Annotated in this window: 12 protein-coding genes; 2 read left to right on the top strand and 10 right to left on the bottom strand. The window is 72.0% G+C overall.

Translation table 11 applies throughout. The annotated features are described in order from the left end of the window. Positions 1-30: 30 nt before the first annotated feature. From ACFV3I_RS01605 to ACFV3I_RS01585, 5 genes are all read right to left on the bottom strand, one after another. The gene (locus tag ACFV3I_RS01605; RefSeq protein WP_136033794.1) at positions 31-498 is read right to left on the bottom strand and encodes a DUF3830 family protein; all 468 of its coding nucleotides are present in this window, start codon (positions 496-498) and stop codon (positions 31-33) included. After that, positions 495-1,253: a gamma-glutamyl-gamma-aminobutyrate hydrolase family protein gene (locus tag ACFV3I_RS01600; RefSeq protein ID WP_378822228.1), complete on the bottom strand. Its 759-nt coding sequence runs from the start codon at positions 1,251-1,253 to the stop codon at positions 495-497. The genes ACFV3I_RS01605 and ACFV3I_RS01600 overlap by 4 nt, the downstream gene beginning before the upstream one ends. Then, a complete protein-coding gene (locus ACFV3I_RS01595) occupies positions 1,250-2,740 on the bottom strand; it encodes an aldehyde dehydrogenase family protein (RefSeq protein WP_136033798.1) in 1,491 nt (496 codons plus the stop codon). Before ACFV3I_RS01595 ends, ACFV3I_RS01600 begins: the two co-directional genes overlap by 4 nt. Positions 2,741-2,855: 115 nt before the next feature. Beyond that, positions 2,856-3,881 carry an Lrp/AsnC family transcriptional regulator gene (locus ACFV3I_RS01590; protein WP_136035212.1) on the bottom strand — a complete coding sequence of 342 codons (1,026 nt, stop codon included), beginning with the start codon at positions 3,879-3,881 and terminating at the stop codon, positions 2,856-2,858. A 107-nt stretch (positions 3,882-3,988) separates the two neighbouring features. Further along, on the bottom strand, positions 3,989-6,562 hold the full coding sequence (locus ACFV3I_RS01585) for a fibronectin type III domain-containing protein (protein WP_378822226.1): 2,574 nt from the start codon (positions 6,560-6,562) through the stop codon (positions 3,989-3,991). Between the two features lie 131 nt (positions 6,563-6,693). On the opposite strand from ACFV3I_RS01585, the gene ACFV3I_RS01580 reads away from it, so the two are divergent. Then, positions 6,694-8,121 (top strand): CCA tRNA nucleotidyltransferase, encoded by a 1,428-nt coding sequence (locus ACFV3I_RS01580; RefSeq protein ID WP_247982465.1) that lies wholly within the window; start codon positions 6,694-6,696, stop codon positions 8,119-8,121. A 22-nt stretch (positions 8,122-8,143) separates the two neighbouring features. Here the strand turns inward: ACFV3I_RS01580 and treZ are convergent, their stop codons facing one another. From treZ to ACFV3I_RS01555, 5 genes are all read right to left on the bottom strand, one after another. Continuing rightward, positions 8,144-9,892: a malto-oligosyltrehalose trehalohydrolase gene (gene treZ, locus ACFV3I_RS01575; protein WP_378822225.1), complete on the bottom strand. Its 1,749-nt coding sequence runs from the start codon at positions 9,890-9,892 to the stop codon at positions 8,144-8,146. 34 nt (positions 9,893-9,926) lie between these two features. Then, positions 9,927-12,275, bottom strand: coding sequence for a malto-oligosyltrehalose synthase (gene treY, locus ACFV3I_RS01570; RefSeq protein WP_378822223.1), 2,349 nt, complete (start codon positions 12,273-12,275; stop codon positions 9,927-9,929). After that, positions 12,272-14,449 (bottom strand): glycogen debranching protein GlgX, encoded by a 2,178-nt coding sequence (gene glgX / locus ACFV3I_RS01565; RefSeq protein WP_378822222.1) that lies wholly within the window; start codon positions 14,447-14,449, stop codon positions 12,272-12,274. Before glgX ends, treY begins: the two co-directional genes overlap by 4 nt. Beyond that, a complete protein-coding gene (locus ACFV3I_RS01560) occupies positions 14,446-14,733 on the bottom strand; it encodes a hypothetical protein (RefSeq protein WP_378822221.1) in 288 nt (95 codons plus the stop codon). Before ACFV3I_RS01560 ends, glgX begins: the two co-directional genes overlap by 4 nt. Before the next feature lie 119 nt (positions 14,734-14,852). Further along, positions 14,853-15,422: a dihydrofolate reductase family protein gene (locus tag ACFV3I_RS01555; RefSeq protein WP_378822220.1), complete on the bottom strand. Its 570-nt coding sequence runs from the start codon at positions 15,420-15,422 to the stop codon at positions 14,853-14,855. A gap of 70 nt (positions 15,423-15,492) precedes the next feature. On the opposite strand from ACFV3I_RS01555, the gene ACFV3I_RS01550 reads away from it, so the two are divergent. Next, positions 15,493-16,059, top strand: a complete 567-nt coding sequence (locus ACFV3I_RS01550; protein ID WP_136033830.1) for a TetR/AcrR family transcriptional regulator — start codon at positions 15,493-15,495, stop codon at positions 16,057-16,059. Positions 16,060-16,124 lie beyond the last annotated feature (65 nt).

The following is a 16,124-nucleotide window of genomic DNA, read 5'->3' as shown; positions in this document are numbered from 1 at the left end:
ATGGGTCCAGCACGGGGGGAGGGGTGACGCCTAGAGGCGTCCGAGGGTGAGCTGCTTCGCTCCGTCGATGCGGATCGCGGCGCTCTCCTGAGCGAACTCCGCGAGTCCTTCGGTGATGCCGGCCCAGATGTTGACGGGTGTCCATCCGAGCGGGCCGAGAATACGGGCACCACGATCGTAGAAGACGCCGATCTCATACCACTCGAACGGCAGTCCGCCCATCTGCATCGGGCGCTGCCAGTACCACTGCAGATCACCGGGTGCGGGCACGACCTGCTGGTTCTCGGCGGGCACGGCCTCCGGGTCGAAGTTCTGCGCCTCCTCGGGCAGTCCCATCATGACCTCGGGCCCGGCGTACATCGCGTGCATGGTCTGCATGGTGACCGGCTTCTCCAGCGCGCCCCACATCGCCTCGCACGTGCGGGGGGCGAGGTCCTCGAACAGCGTGGCGACGGCGCGGACGCCGTTCTCGTACTCGAGGAAGATCTGCTTGGTCATCGGGTTCCTTTCTTTGCGGCGGAGGATTCCGCCGCTCGTTCACGGGCGGCCTCGACGAACGCCGCGAACAGCGGGCGCTCCTCGGCGGCCTCATCGGGGTCGATCATCTTCTCGGGGTGCCACTGCACCGCCCAGAAGGGCCAGTCGCCGTCGGTCTCGACGGCCTCGACGATGCCGTCGGGCGCCCAGGCCACGGGCCGCAGGCCGGGCGCGGACCGATCGACGGACTGGTGGTGGATGGTGTTCACGGTCCGCTCGGTCGTGCCGTACAGGGCGGCGAGGCGGCTGTCCTCGGCGAACACGACGGGGTGGCGTGCCGAGAGCTGCTCGTCGGCGCCGCGCACCGGATGGTGATGCTCGGTGGCGGGGATGTCGACGATCAGCGAGCCGCCGAAGGCCACGGTGCTCACCTGCAGGCCGCGGCAGATCGCGAGCACGGGGAGGCCGCGGTCGCGGGCACCGAGGGCCAGGGCGATCTCGTAGCCGTCGCGGGCGGAGTCGTACGTCTTGTCGTCCTGCGGGGCGGCGCCGTAGCGGGAGGGGTGCACGTCTTCCCCGCCGGAGAGCACCAGCCCGTCGAGACGGTCGAGCACCTCGTCCACCCCGCCGGTGGGCGGCAGCAGGACGACGGCGCCGCCGGCCGCCTCGACCGGCGCGGCGTACTCGGCACCGAGCGTGTGGGCCGGGCGACCCGTGCCGAGGTCGGTGTCGATGAGGCGGCGCCACGTGGTGATGCCGATGAGCGGGCGGGTCACGACAGCTCGATCCAGGTGGTCTTGAGGTCGGTGAACTTCTCCATCGCGTGCAGGCTCTTGTCGCGCCCGAAGCCGGAGCCCTTGACGCCCCCGAACGGGATGGTCATGTCGCCCTCCTCGAAGCAGTTGACCCACACGACCCCGGCGCGCAGGCGCCGCGAGAGGGTGTGCACGGCGTTGAGGTCGGTGCTCCACAGCGCGGCGGCGAGCCCGTACTCGGTGCCGTTGGCGATGGCCAGGGCCTCCTCCACGTCGTCGTACGCGATGACCGAGAGCACCGGGCCGAACACCTCGCGCTGTGCGACCTCGTGCTGCGGGGTGACCCCGAGCACGACGGGGGCGAAGTAGCTGCCGCCGTCGACCGCGGCGAAGCGCTCGGGGCTGCCGGCCGCCAGCTCGCCGCCCTCGGCCTGTGCCCGCTCCACGAAGCCGGCGATGCCGGAGAGCTGCTTCTCGCTGACGATCGCGCCCATCGAGGTGCCCACGTCGAACGGGTCGGCCGGGAGCGTGGTGCGGGCCACGTCGGCGGCGATCTCCAGGGCGCGGTCACGCTGCGCCCGCGGCACGAGCAGCCGCGACGAGGCCGTGCACATCTGGCCCTGGTTGTAGAAGCAGCCGTCGGCGGTCGCCCGCACGGCGCGCTCCAGGTCGGCGTCGGGGAGCACGAGGCTCGCGGTCTTGCCGCCCAGCTCGGGCCACACCCGCTTGCCGTTCGAGGCGGCGGCGTAGCCGAGGAACCGGCGGCCGACCTCGGGGGAGCCGGTGAAGGTGACGACGTCGACGTCGTGGTGCTCGCCGAGGGCCCGGCCGGCGATGTGCCCGGCACCGGGGGTGACGTTGAGCACGCCGGCGGGGATGCCCGCCTCGTGCGCGAGCTCGGCGAGGCGGAGTGCGGAGAAGGTGGTGTGCTCGGCGGGCTTGAGCACCACGCTGTTGCCGACCGCGAGCGCGGGGGCGAGCTTCCACGCGGTCATCGTGAGCGGGAAGTTCCACGGTACGACGGCGGCGACCACACCGGCGGGTTCGCGGGTGACGAGGGCGAGGCTGCCCGGCGCGGTGACGGGCAGCTCGTCGAGCACCTTGTCGACGGCCTCGCCGTACCAGCGGAAGCAGTTCACCACGGCGCGCAGTTCGGTCTGCAGGGCCTCGCGCACGGGCTTGCCCATCTCCAGCGAGATGGTGAGGGCGAGCTCTTCGGCGTTGTCGTGGATGAGCTGCGCGAACGCGATCAGGCGCTGCCCGCGCTCGCGGGGGGCGATGCGCGACCAGACGCCGGAGTCGAACGCGGCGCGGGCCGAGCGGACGGCGCGGTCGACGTCGGCGTCCGAGGCGGCGGCGATGGGCGGCAGGGCGCGACCGTCACGCGGGCTGACCGGGGCGAGCGGCTCGGCGGTGCCGTCCTCCCACGCGCCGTCGATGAACATGCGGGTGCGCAGGGTGAGCGTCGCCGCGCGGTCCGCCCAGTCGTCTCCAGTAGCCGTGAACACGATCGTCCTCTCCAGGGGTGATGGCCCTGGAGAGGATACTCGCCCTATTTCGCCACTAGGTCAAGCTATAGCGAACGATCTCGCCATTTCTTTACACTCCCGTAACAGAATCGGCCTATAGCCGGATGGCTCCCGTCGGCATGTCCTGCGCCAGCGCCTCGGGCGCCTCGTCGACGATCAGCGAGCCGCGAAGCACCGGGGTGATCACGACGAGCGACTCCACGACCTCGAGCCCGTCGTGCCCCGCGACCGCCGGTCCCGTGAGGAAGTCGTAGAACGCGTCGGCATCGGTCACCAGCACGTTCATGAGCAGCTGCGAGGTGCCCGTCGTCGCCACGATGAACTTCACCTCCGGAGCCGCGGCCAGAGCCGTGCCCACCTTCTCCAGCCGGTCCATCGGCACGCGCAGCCACACGAGCGCCTCCAGGCCCAGCCCGAACAGGCTCGGCACGATCTCGGTGCGCGGATGCATCAGGCCGCGCCGGTTCAGCGACTCCATGCGGCGCCGGGTCGTGGTCACGTTGAGGCCCAGGGCGCGGGCGAGCTGCGCCACCGGCATCCGCCCGTCCTTCAGCAGCAGCCGGATCAGCGCCTCCTCGTCGGCGCTCAGCGCATCGGCCGGATCGACCTCCGAGCCCGACGACTCGTCGAGCATGTGCACCTGCTCGTCGGTCAGCACGCCCACCCGCCAGTCGTGCCCCGAGCGGAAGAACTTCAGCACCGTGGTGACGTTGATCGACGCGATGCCGTCGACCTCCGGGAAATCGGTGAACAGCAGCTCGCGGATCGACGCGTCGTCGTGGGGGAGCAGCATGCCCGCGATGTCGCTGCTGCCCTCCAGGACCGACACCGAGGAGGCGTCGGTGCGCCGCGCGAGCGTGCGGGCGACGTGCCACAGCGCGTGCGGCTCGGTCGTGATGCGGAACAGCACGGCCCGGGCGTGCAGCACCCTCGCCGGGTCGACGTAGGTGGAGACCCGTACGAGGCCGCGATCGAGCAGACGCTGTCCACGGCGGGCGACCGTGCGCTCCGGCAGGTCGATGGCGCGCGCGATCTCACCCCACGACGCCCGCCCGTTCACCTGTAGGGCCGCGGCCACGATCCGGTCGGTCTCGTCGGCCATCACATCGTTCGCGGGCACGGGTTCTCCTTCGCGGGTTCGGGCACGTGAAGGTTATCCCAGGACCACGACGCGCGAAGGCGCCGCCGGAGCCGAAGCCCCGGCGGCGCCCTCGGTCACGCGGGCGGCTACTCCGCCTCGGCGGACTCCACCGTCGAGGCCTCCGTCGCCAGCGCACGACGGCGGCGCAGCGCGAACAGGCCGAGGCCCGCGGCGAGCAGCACGACCGCGGCGACGATGTACGGCACGCTGTCGGCACCGGTCGTCGCGAGATCGCCGTCGCTCGCGCCGCCCGAGCCGCCCTGGCCCGGAGTGGTCGCCCCGCCGCCCGCGGCCGCGGTCACGGTGATCGCGGCCGTGACCTCGGTGCCGTCCGGCAGGATCACGGCGAGCGTGTGCGCACCGGCCGGGGTGGCCGCGGGGATCGTGACGGTGCGGGAGAACGACCCGTCGGCCGCGGCCGTCACCGTGCCCAGCGACACCGGGTCGCTGCGGAGCTCCAGCTGCAGCTCGGCACCCGCCGCGAAGCCGCTGCCCGAGACCGTGACCGTGCCGCCGGCCGCGACCGTGGTCGCGCCCAGCTCGACGGACGCGGGCTGCTCGGGCTCCGGCTCCTCGGTCACCGGGGGAGTGACCCCGGCCTCGGTCACCCACTTCTCGCCCGCGTCGGACTTCGTCACCGTGAACGTGTCGTACACGGCGCCCACGGGCAGGTCGGTCGACGCGGACGCCGTCTTCTCCGCCAGGTACGACCGGTACACGAGCTGGTTCTTCGACACGTCGATCACCTGGTACGTGGTCACGCCCTCGCCGCGCAGCACCTGGGTGGCGCCGTTGTTGGTCCAGACGTTCTTCTCCGGCGTCTCCAGGTCGTAGTGCTTCGCGCCCGAGTTCGACACCACGTACACGGGTCCCGTGGTGAGGCCGGGGGTGTCGGTCGCGTCGGTGTTCACGTAGCCGCGGGCGTACGTGTGGTCGTGGCCCATCAGCACCAGGTCGATGTCGTTGCGCTGGAACACGGGCAGCCACTCGGCACGCAGCACCGGCTCGTCACGGCCGGCCGACGCCGAGAACACCGGCTGGTGGAAGGTCACGACGTTCCACTTCGAGGGGCTGTTCTGCAGCAGCAGGTCGAGCCACGCCGCCTGGAACCGCGTCCACAGCGTGCCGATCTGCGACGACGGGCAGTCCGCGCCCGAGCACGACGGGAGGCCGGCCGGGGTGAGGAAGGTCGTGTCGCGCGTCGCGTTCAGCGTGATGAAGCGCACGCCCTGGTAGTCGGTGTAGTACGCGGTCTCCGCGGCGAACGCGCTCCAGTGCTCGAAGAACGCGCGGTACTGCTGCGCCACGGGGGAGTCGCCCTTCGCGAGGTCGGCCAGGGCTCCGATCGAGCTCATCGAGGGGTTGTTGTGCGGGTACTCGAAGGCGGCCTTCCACGCCGTGAGCAGCTTGTCGCCGGAGTACTCGTGGTTGCCGGGGGCCGCCATCACGTTGGTGCGGACGGCCGAGTCCTCCATGCCCTTGAACCAGTTGAGCCACTCGTTCTCGTTGCTCGACGTGTTGATCAGGTCGCCCGCGTGCACGGAGCCGATCGAGCGCGGTGCGTTCGCCTCGGCCTGCTTCACAACGCTCGGCCACGTGGTGTCCAGACCGATCTGGGCGTCGCCGTAGTACAGGAACTGGAAGTCGGTGGCGTTCGGGTCGGCCGTGCGGAAGGTGAACCAGTCGCTCCAGCTGCCGGGGAGACCCACGCGGTAGCGGTACTCCGTCGCCGGGGTGAGTCCGGTCACGGTGGCCGAGAAGTGCTTGTTCGGGTTGCCGTTCACGACCCCCGCGTCGTACGCGTCGACGACGCGCGTCTCACCGCCGGCCGCCGCGCCGATCTCGACCTGTCCGACCGTGTGCGAGGCGTCGCCCGCGAGCCACGAGAACGACTGCGACACCTCGGGCCGCTCGGTCGGGGTGAGGATCACGCGCGTGGGCGGGGCGATCACCGGGGTACCGGGGTCGGACGCGGGCACGAGCGTGAGCGACGACATGTCGAAGTAGATGTCGGAGCTGGTGGCGCGGTCCTGGAACAGCGACACCGCGATGGTGTTGGTGCCGTCGTGCAGCAGTGCGCCCTCGGCGCTGAACGTGCTGGTGAGCGGGTCGCCGTTGGAGTCGCCCGCGTACTCGACGTTGGTGGTGTCGGTGATGCGGCCGTCGACGTAGCGCGCGACCTCCGTGCCGTTGATCCACACGACGAGCGCGTCGTCGTAGGTGACGGTGCTCTGCAGGGCTGCGACCTGCTCGGCGACGCCGGCCTCGAGCTCGAACGTGGTGCGGAAGAAGTACGTCGGGACCGTGGGCGCCTTCACCCCGTCGAGGTAGTGGTTCAGGAGCGTCTTCGGCGTCTGCGGCCCGACAGCGCCGAGCTTGCCGTTCTTCGCGCCGAAGCTGCCCGGAGCGGTCTTCCAGGCGCTGTCGTCGAAGGCGGGCAGGGTCCAGTCGCGCAGGGCGGCCGGGGCGGGCGACGGGTCGGTGCCGTCGTCGAGATAGTGCCAGGCGGTGTCGCCGGTGATGAGCGAGCCGGTGGGCACCTCGGGGTCGGGTGCGGCGAGGGCCGCGGGAGCGACGACGGCGCCGCCGAGCACGGCGAGCAGCGCGACGGACGTGAGTCCGCGACGCCGCCACCGCACCGCAGGGGTGGGGGAGGTCATGTCAGTCCTTCGTGGGTGGGGTTCCGTGCTCAGCCGCACGGGGCCCGCCCAGCCCATCGAAGCCGGATGACCGTCACCTGACGCCGAGACGACGGGGAGGTGAACGCGGGCGCCCCGGTACGCTGGAACCCATGCTCAACATGGCCGACGGCCTCGCCCGTCTCGGCGCGCTCGCCGAGAATCCCGTCGTCCGCACCCTCGCGCAGGCGTTCGCCGAGGCCGGGTTCGAGCTCGCCGTCGTGGGCGGACCGGTGCGCGACGCCCTGCTCGGCCGGGAGACGCACGACCTCGACTTCACCACGAACGCCTCGCCCGACCAGATCCTCGCGATCGTGAAGCCCGTGGCCTCGGCGCACTGGGACATCGGTCGAGCGTTCGGAACGATCGGCGCGCGCGTGCGGGGCGAGCAGGTCGAGATCACGACGTACCGCGCCGACAGCTACGACGGGGTCACCCGCAAGCCCACGGTCGAGTTCGGCGACACGATCGACGGCGACCTCGTGCGGCGCGACTTCACCGTGAATGCGATGGCCCTCCAGGTGCCGGCGGTGAAGCTGATCGACCCGACCGGAGGCGTGGAGGATCTGGTGGCCGGGGTCCTCCGCACGCCCGCCGATCCGCGGGTGTCGTTCGGCGACGACCCGTTGCGCATGCTGCGGGCCGCCCGCTTCAGCGCCCAGCTCGGCTTCCGCGTCGACGACGACACCGCCGCCGCGATCACCGAGCTCCGCGAGACCCTGGCGATCGTCAGCCCCGAGCGCATCCAGTCCGAGCTCGTGCGGCTGATGCAGACCGACGACCCGGTGCGCGGCATCCGCGTGCTGGTCGACACCGGCCTCATCGAGGAGTTCCTGCCCGAGGTCAGCGAGCTGCGCCTCGAGGTCGACGAGCACCACCACCACAAGGACGTGTACGAGCACTCGCTCACGGTGCTGCGCCAGGCGATCGCGCTGGAGCACTCCCGGCACCCCGGCGCCGCGCCCGACGTGCCGCTGCGCATCGCCGCCCTCCTGCACGACATCGGCAAGCCGCGCACCCGCAAGCTCGAACCGGGCGGGGCCGTGACCTTCCACCACCACGACGTGGTCGGCGCGCGCATGGCCCGCAAGCGCCTGCAGGCCCTGCGCTTCGACACCGCCACGACCGACGCCGTCGCCGCCCTGATCGAGCTGCACCTGCGGTTCTTCGGCTACGCGGAGGGCACCTGGACGGACGCGGCCGTGCGCCGGTACGTGCGCGACGCGGGCGACCTGCTGGAGCGCCTCCACATCCTCACCAGGGCCGACGTGACCACGCGCAACAAGCGCAAAGCCGCCCGGCTCTCCGCGGCCTACGACGACATCGAGTCGCGCATCTCGGCGCTGCGCGAGCAGGAGGAGCTCGACGCGATCCGCCCCGAGCTCGACGGCAACCGCATCCAGCAGGTGCTGGGCATCCGCCCGGGCCGCGAGGTGGGCGAGGCGTACAAGTTCCTGCTCGACCTGCGCCTCGACGAGGGCGTGCTCGGGCCGGAGGTCGCCGAGCAGCGCCTGCGCGAATGGTGGGCCGCCCGCGGCTGACCGCCCCCTCCCCGTGCGGGGCTCAGTGCAACGGCGGACCCACGACCGCGGCGCTGTCCGGCGGCAGCGTGAGCAGGCCGTCCGCGCGCGTGTGGGCTCCGGTCGACACGAGCTCCACCGCCTCGTCCGCGACCGCGAAGACCGCCCGGGCGGGGGAGAGGTTCACCAGCACCGACAGCGCCCCCCGGTCGATGCGGTACACGCGATGCTCCGGGCGGCCGTCGGTGGCGCGCACCTCGACCCTCGCGTGCGTCGTGTCGGGCTCCGTCAGCTCCGGCCGCTCCCGGCGCAGTCGCGCGAGGTCGCGGTACAGGCGCAGCAGTCGCGTGTGCTCCGGTCGCTCGACCTCCGCCCAGTCCAGGTGCGAGCGGGCGAAGGTGCCGGGGTCCTGCGGGTCGGGCACCGCCGCCGGATCCCACCCCATGCGCGCGAACTCGGCCGTGCGGCCCTCCGCGACCGCGCGGCCCAGCTCCGGCTCCGGGTGCGAGGTGAAGAACTGCCAGGGCGTGGTCGCCCCCCACTCCTCGCCCATGAACAGCATGGGCGTGCCCGGGGCCGTGAGCGTGAGCACCGCGGCGACCGCGAGGCGATCGGGCGAGAGCGTGGCGGAGAGCCGGTCGCCCGCCGCCCTGTTCCCGACCTGGTCGTGATCCTGCGCGAAGGTCACCAGCCGCCACGACGGGACCTCGGGCGGGATCGGTGCTCCGTGCGGGCGGTCGCGGAACGTGGAGAACGTGCCGTCGTGGAAGAAGCCCCGGTCGGTGACCTTCGCCACGGCCTCCGGCGATGCGAAGTCCTCGTAGTAGCCCGTGGTCTCGCCGGTGAGCGCGACGTGCACCGCGTGGTGCCAGTCGTCCGACCACTGCGCCGTGAGCCCGTACCCTCCGGCCTCGCGCGGCAGGATCAGCGTCGGGTCGTTGAGGTCGGACTCGGCGATCAGCGTGAGCGGACGGTTCTGCTGCGCCGACAGCGCGTCGACCCGCTCCGACAGCTCGCGCAGCAGATGCACGGGCCGGGTGTCGTGCAGGGCGTGCACGGCGTCGAGCCGCAGGCCGTCGACGTGGAAGTCGCGCAGCCACATCAGGGCGTTGTCGATGATGTACGCCCGCACGGCCGGCTCGTCGAGGTCGACCGAGTCGCCCCACGTGGTGCTGTCGCCCTCGCGCAGGTACGGACCGAACAGGGGCAGGTAGTTGCCGCTCGGGCCGAGGTGGTTGTACACGACGTCCTGCACCACGGCGAGGCCCCGGGCGTGCGCGGCGTCCACGAAGCGCTGATACGCCGCCGGGCCGCCGTACTCCTCGTGCACCGCGAACCAGAGCACGCCGTCGTAGCCCCAGTTCCACCGTCCGTTGACGGCGTTCACGGGCAGCAGCTCGACGTGGGTCACGCCGAGCTCGACCAGATGGTCCAGCCGGGCGACCGCCGCGTCGAGCGTGCCCTCGGGTGTGAACGTGCCCAGGTGCAGCTCGTAGATCAGCCCGCCTGCGAGCTGCCTCCCGGTCCAGTCGCTGTCGGTCCACGCGAACGCGGCGGGGTCGAACGCGGCCGAGGCCTCGTGCACGCCGTCCGGCTGCCGCCGCGACCGGGGGTCGGGGCGCAGGTGCTCGTCGTCGTCGATCAGGAAGCCGTAGCGCTCGCCGTCCGCCAGGATGCCGTCGCCCCGCCACCAGCCGTCGGCCGCAGCCGTGAGCTCCGTGTCGGTCGCGGTGCCGTCGGCCGCGAGCCGCCGCAGCCGCATCCGCCGTGCCCGCGGAGCCCACACCTCCATCACGACCGTGCTCCCCTCACCGTGCGTGTCCCCCTCACCGCGCGAGCTCGATCAGCGCCACGGGATACGTGTCCAGCAGCTCGGCCAGCCGCACGGGGCCCGGGGCGATGCGGCGCCCCGTCAGCAGGTCGGTCCCGGGGATGTCCGGCCGCATCATCACGGTGTCGCCCCAGCCGCCGCGCCGGGCGAGGCCCACGGGCAACCGCGTCGCGATCGCGGTCGCCCCGCCGCGGTGCACCGCGACGGCATGCGCAGCGGCCGCCCCCTCGACCACGGCCGGGCGGTAGAAGCGGAACAGCTCCGGGTTGTCGCGGCGCAGGCGCAGCGCCCGGGAGGTGACCAGGAGCTTCGCGGCGCCGGAGTCGTCGATCGGCGGGAGGATGCCGCGGGCGACCTCGGCATCCAGCTCCCTCAGCATCCGCGCCCGCAGCGCGAAGTCGACCGGACGACGGTTGTCGGGGTCGACCAGCGACAGGTCCCACAGCTCGGAGCCCTGATACACGTCGGGCACGCCGGGGCCGGTGAGCTGCAGCAGCTTGGCGGCGAGCGAGTTCGAGCGGCCGTGGCCCGCGATCTCCGCGACGAAGCGGTCGAGGATCGGGGCGGCGTCGCCCTCGACGGCCTGGGCGACGGCCGCGAGACCCTCCTCGAACGCGGCGTCGGGGCGCTGCCAGGTGGTGCGCTCCGCCGCCTCGCGCGCGGCCTTGGTGGCGTACGCCAGCAGACGCTCGGACGGGATCGGCCACGCGCCGACCGCGGCCTGCCACAGCAGGGCGTCGAGCGGACCGTGGCCCGTGGTCGCCACGGCCCGCAGCTCCTCCAGCACCTCGGCCCATCGCTCCGGGACCTCGGACAGCACCGCGAGCCGCGCCCGGACGTCTTCCGAGCGCTTGGTGTCGTGCGTGGAGAGCGTGGTCATCGAGTACGGCCAGGCGGCGAGCCGGGCCCGCTGCGCCTCGTGGAACTCCTCGACCGTGACCGCGGGGATCGACGGGTCGGCCCCGACCTCCGTGAGCGTGCCCAGCCGCGTGTACCGGTAGAACGCGGTGTCCTCCACGCCCTTCGCCATGACAGCGCCGGTCACCTGGGGGAACCGCTGCGCGACCTCCAGCGACGTGTCCCTCAGCAGGGGTTCGAGCTCGGTGAACGCCGCGTCGAGGTCGGGGCGCCGCCGCCGCGCCTCCGCGAACGCCGCGCGCAGGTGCTCGCTGCCCTCGGGCAGATAGGCGCGGTACACCGGGAAGCACGCGACCAGCTCGGCGAGGGCGTCGTCGGCGTGCACGATGCCGCGCGGCAGGGTGCGCACGAGGCGCCGCACCTCCGCGACCAGCAGGGTGTCCGCGATCATCCGCTTCGTGTCGTGGATCAGGTCGGGCCATGCCAGTGCGGGCAGAAGCCCCGTCTCGGCGCGCAGTCGTGCGTCCAGGCGGTCGAGTGCGGCCACGCCGTCGCGGTCGACGAACAGCCGGTCCAGCTCGGCCAGCGCGTCGTATCCCGTGGTGCCGTCCGTGCGCCACCAGGCCGGCAGCGCCTCGCCCGGCTCCAGGATCTTCTCCACGAGGGTGTACGCGCGACCGGTCGCGTCGGCCAGCTGCTCCAGGTAGCCGCCCGGGTCGACCAGGCCGTCCGGGTGGTCGACGCGGAGCCCGTCCGCGAGGCCCTCGCGCAGCCAGCGCAGGATCTCGCGGTGCGAGTCGGCGAACACGTCCGGCAGTTCCACGCGCACCCCGGCGAGCTCGGACACCGCGAAGAAGCGCCGGTAGGTGAGGTCGGTGTTCTGGTCCTCCCAGTACCGCAGCTCGTAGTGCTGGGCGGCGAGCAGTCGCGGCAGGTCGTCCGCGAGCGCGGCGGTGCCGGGGGCGAGGGGCAGCTCGTGCTCGAAGTAGCGCAGCACGCCGTCGGGGGCGTCGGCGGCCGGGGTCGCGTCGACCACGAGCTCGCCGTTCGCGCGGGCCTCGTCGGGCGCGGAGCCGAGCAGCGGCAGCAGGATCCGTCCGCCGCCGGCCGCCCAGTCGATGTCGAAGGCCGCCGCGCGCCTGGTCTGCCGCCCGAGCCGCAGCACCTCCCACCACCACGGGTTCTGTCGCGGCACCGCGACGCCCACGTGGTTGGGCACGATGTCGACCAGCATGCCCAGCCCCGCGTCGTGCGCGGCCGCGGCGAAGCGCTCGAGACCGGCCTCGCCGCCGCGGTCCGCGTCCACGCGGGTGTGGTCGACCACGTCGTACCCGTGGGTGGAGCCGTGCACGGCCGCGAGCAGCGGCGAGACGTACACCCACGAGGCCCCGAGGTCGGCGAGGTACGGCGCGAGCTCGGCCGCCGCGTCGAGCGGGAGGTCCCGGCTGATCTGCAGGCGGTACGTCGACAGTGGCCGTCGGGTCATGCGTCGGCCTGCTCGCTCTGCGAGCGGAGCGAGGCGTCCACGGAGTCGTCGGTCGCGAGGGGTTCGCCGTCGATCTCGCGCAGCACGATCATGGCCTTGCCCTCCAGCGGGATCGTGGCGCGGGCATCGAGCGGACGGGTGTCGTCGATGTCGCCGGCGGTGTCGACGGCCACCGACCACTCGCGGCCGTGGCGTTCGTCGGGCAGCACCAGCTCGACGGGTTCGTCTCCGCTGTTGAAGTACACCAGGAAGTTCACGTCCTCCACCGGGCGGCCGCGGCGGTCGTTCTCGCGGATGCCGCGGCCGTTGAGGAACATCCCCACCGAGCGTCCGAAGCCCGAGTCCCAGTCCTCCGGTGCCATCGGGCCGCCATCGGGCCGCAGCCAGACGACATCCGGGATCCGCTCGCCGTCGTCCGCGCTCGCCGGTCGCCCGTCGAAGAAGCGGCTGCGGCGGAAGGTCGGGTGCTCGCGCCGGAGTCGTGCGACCGCGGCGGTGAACTCCACGAGCGGCAGGTCGGCGGCGTCCCAGTCGATCCAGGTGAGCTCGTTGTCCTGCGCGTAGCCGTTGTTGTTGCCGTGCTGCGTGCGCCCCAGCTCGTCGCCGTGCGAGATCATCGGCACGCCCTGCGACAGCAGCAGCGTGGCGAGGAAGTTGCGCTGCTGGCGCGCTCGCCGCCGGTTCACCTCGACGTCGTCGGTCGGGCCCTCGACGCCGTTGTTGTCGGAGCGGTTGTGCGATTCGCCGTCGTTGTTGTCCTCGCCGTTGTCCTCGTTGTGCTTGTCGTTGTACGACACGAGGTCGCGCAGCGTGAAGCCGTCGTGCGCGGTGACGAAGTTGATCGACGCGACCGGCCGCCGTCCGGAGTGCTCGTACAGGTCGGCCGAGCCGGTGAGGCGGGCCGCGAACTCGCCCAGCGCCTGCGGTTCGCCGCGCCAGAAGTCGCGCACGGTGTCGCGGTACTTGCCGTTCCACTCCGACCACTGCGGCGGGAAGTTGCCCACCTGATAGCCGCCGGGCCCCACGTCCCACGGCTCGGCGATCAGCTTGACCTGCGACACCACCGGATCCTGCTGCACGAGCTCGAAGAACGCGGCGAGGCGGTCGACGTCGTAGAACTCGCGGGCGAGCGTGGAGGCGAGGTCGAAGCGGAACCCGTCGACGTGCATCTCCGTGACCCAGTAGCGCAGCGAGTCCATGAGCAGCTGCAGGGCGTGCGGGTTGCCGGCGTTGAGGCTGTTCCCGGTGCCGGTGTAGTCGGTGTAGTAGCGGCGGTCCTCTTCCAGGCGGTAGTACGCCTCGTTGTCGATCCCGCGCATCGAGAGGGTGGGCCCGAGGTGGTTGCCCTCGGCGGTGTGGTTGTAGACCACGTCGAGGATGACCTCGATGCCGGCCTCGTGCAGGGTGCGCACCATGGCGCGGAACTCCTGCACCTGCTGGCCGTGCTGACCGGTCGCCGAATAGGCGTTGTGCGGGGCGAAGAACCCGAGGGTGTTGTAGCCCCAGTAGTTCGACAGACCCTTGTCCTGCAGCACCGAGTCGTTGACGAACTGGTGCACGGGCATGAGCTCCAGCGCGGTGACGCCGAGGCGCTGCAGGTGCTCGACGACGGCGGGGTGGGCGATGCCGGCGTAGGTGCCGCGCAGCTCCTCCGGGATCTCGGGGTGACGCTGGGTGAGGCCCTTCACGTGCGCCTCGTAGATCACGGTCTCGGCGTACGGGGTCTTGAGGCGACGGTCGCCCGCCCACTCGAAGAACGGGTTGATCACGACGCCCTTGACCATCGCGGCGGCGGAGTCGTCGTCGTTGCGGGAGTCGGGGTCGCCGAAGTCGTAGCCGAACAGCGACTGCCCCCAGTCGATGTCGCCGGCGACGGCCTTGGCGTAGGGGTCGAGCAGCAGCTTGTTCGGGTTGAATCGCCGGCCCTGCGCGGGGTCGTGCGGGCCGTGCACGCGATACCCGTACAGCTGCCCCGGCTGCACGGTGGGCAGGTAGCCGTGCCACACGTACGCGTCGACCTCGGTGAGCGGCACCCGGGTCTCGGTGCCGTCGTCGTCGAACAGGCAGAGCTCCACGCTCTCCGCGCCCTCGCTGAAGAGGGCGAAGTTGGTGCCCTGTCCGTCGAACGTCGCGCCCAGCGGGTAGGCCTCGCCCGGCCAGATCTCGCGGCTCATCCGGCGAGGGCGTGGTGGCGCGAACCGGCGGCCATGGCGCTGACGATGCCGACGGCGTGGTCGAACTCGTAGACCTGCGCGACCTCGACGGCGCGCGCATAGGGGTGACCGAGGTAGCAGACGTAGAGGGGCGGCACGACGTCAATGTAACCCACGGGCGAGGCGGGGTCGACGACATATCTGTCGAAGTCGATCCGCTCGCAGGACGGCTCAGCGGCACCGGCGGACGGAGGCGTCTGCGTGCGCTGCGGGGAGCCAGTGGGGATGGGGGTCTCGACGTTCATGGCGTCTCTCCTGACTCGTGGGTGTGACCTCACGATAGGAAGCGGGACGGATTCGGAGAACGCCATTGCCAGGGCGGCCCGGAGGGGGTATGGGACCCGCCCTCCGGGCCGCCGGGCGCTCAGTTCTCGCGGCGTCTCTCGAACTCGGAGAACACGACGCCGGACTCGTACGCGGTCGTCTCCACGGCGTCGAACCGCTCGGGGCGATACGGGCGCTCGCCGAAGAGGGGGATGCCCGCGCCGAAGAGGAGCGGCTGGCGTTTGAGCACGAGCCGGTCGATCTCGTCGGCGAGGGTGGCCGCGAGGGCGCCGCCTCCGCACAGCCAGATCGCACCGCCGTCCTCCTGCTTGAGCCGGCGAACGACCTCGACCGGGTCTTCCGCCGTCACCTCCAGGTTCTCGGCCTCGGCCGTGTGCGCGCGGCTGAACACGATCTGGCGCAGGTGCCGGTACGGGCTCGGCAGGCCGCCCACCTGATAGGTGTTCCAGCCCATCAGCACGGTGTCGAACACGTCGTTGCGCTGCTCGATGCCCAGCGCCTCGGCGGCGACCGTGGGGATCGTGTCGGCGAACCGGGCGTTGATGCCGTCCATGTGGTCGCCCTCGACGAGGAAGGCGTCGAACTCTCCGCCCGGGCCGGCGATGAAGCCGTCGAGCGTGACGGCCACGTAGTACACGAGGTCTCGCATGATTCTCCAATCACTACATCTGTCGCGGTTGAGACTACAACAGCCGTAGTGATTGCGCTAGGGTCGAGACATGGTCAAGAACGAGTCGCGTCGCCGCGTGATCGCCGACGCCGGGCTGACGGTGCTGGCCCGCGAGGGCTCGCGCGGACTCACCCACCGGGCCGTCGACGTCGAGGCGCAGGTGCCCACCGGGACCACGTCGAACTACTTCCGCAGCCGCGAGGCCCTGATCGAAGGACTCGTCGACCGCATCGGGGAACGGCTCGCTCCGACCCCCGAGGATCTGGAGCGTCGCGCCGCCGGCACCCCCGGCCCCGCGCTGTTCGCCGACTACGTGCGCGACATCGTGCGTCGGCTCACCGGCGACCGCGACGTGACGCTCGCCCTGTTCGAGCTGCGCCTGGAGAGCGCCCGGCGCCCCGAGCTCGCGGCCGTGCTCGGCGCGTGGCAGCGCGCGGGCTTCGACGCCGACGTGGCCTTCAACACCGCGGCGGGCCTGCCCGGCGGACGCGCGGAGATCGCCCTGTTCCACTACGCGATCGACGGCCTCCTGCTCGACCGCCTCACCACCCCCATCGACCCTGACACCTCGACCGATGCCGTGATCGACGCCCTGGTCGCGGGCCTGCTCCGCTGAGCCTTCGAGCCCTTGCCCGGGAGGAGTCCCGCGGGGGCGCGAGGCGATATTCCGCCGCAGGTCCA

Origin of the sequence: Microbacterium sp. NPDC059771 (genome assembly GCF_042732495.1) — a bacterium.
In the GTDB taxonomy this organism is placed as follows: Bacteria; Actinomycetota; Actinomycetes; order Actinomycetales; family Microbacteriaceae; genus Microbacterium; species Microbacterium sufflavum.
This window is presented reverse-complemented; position numbering and strand designations above follow the sequence as displayed.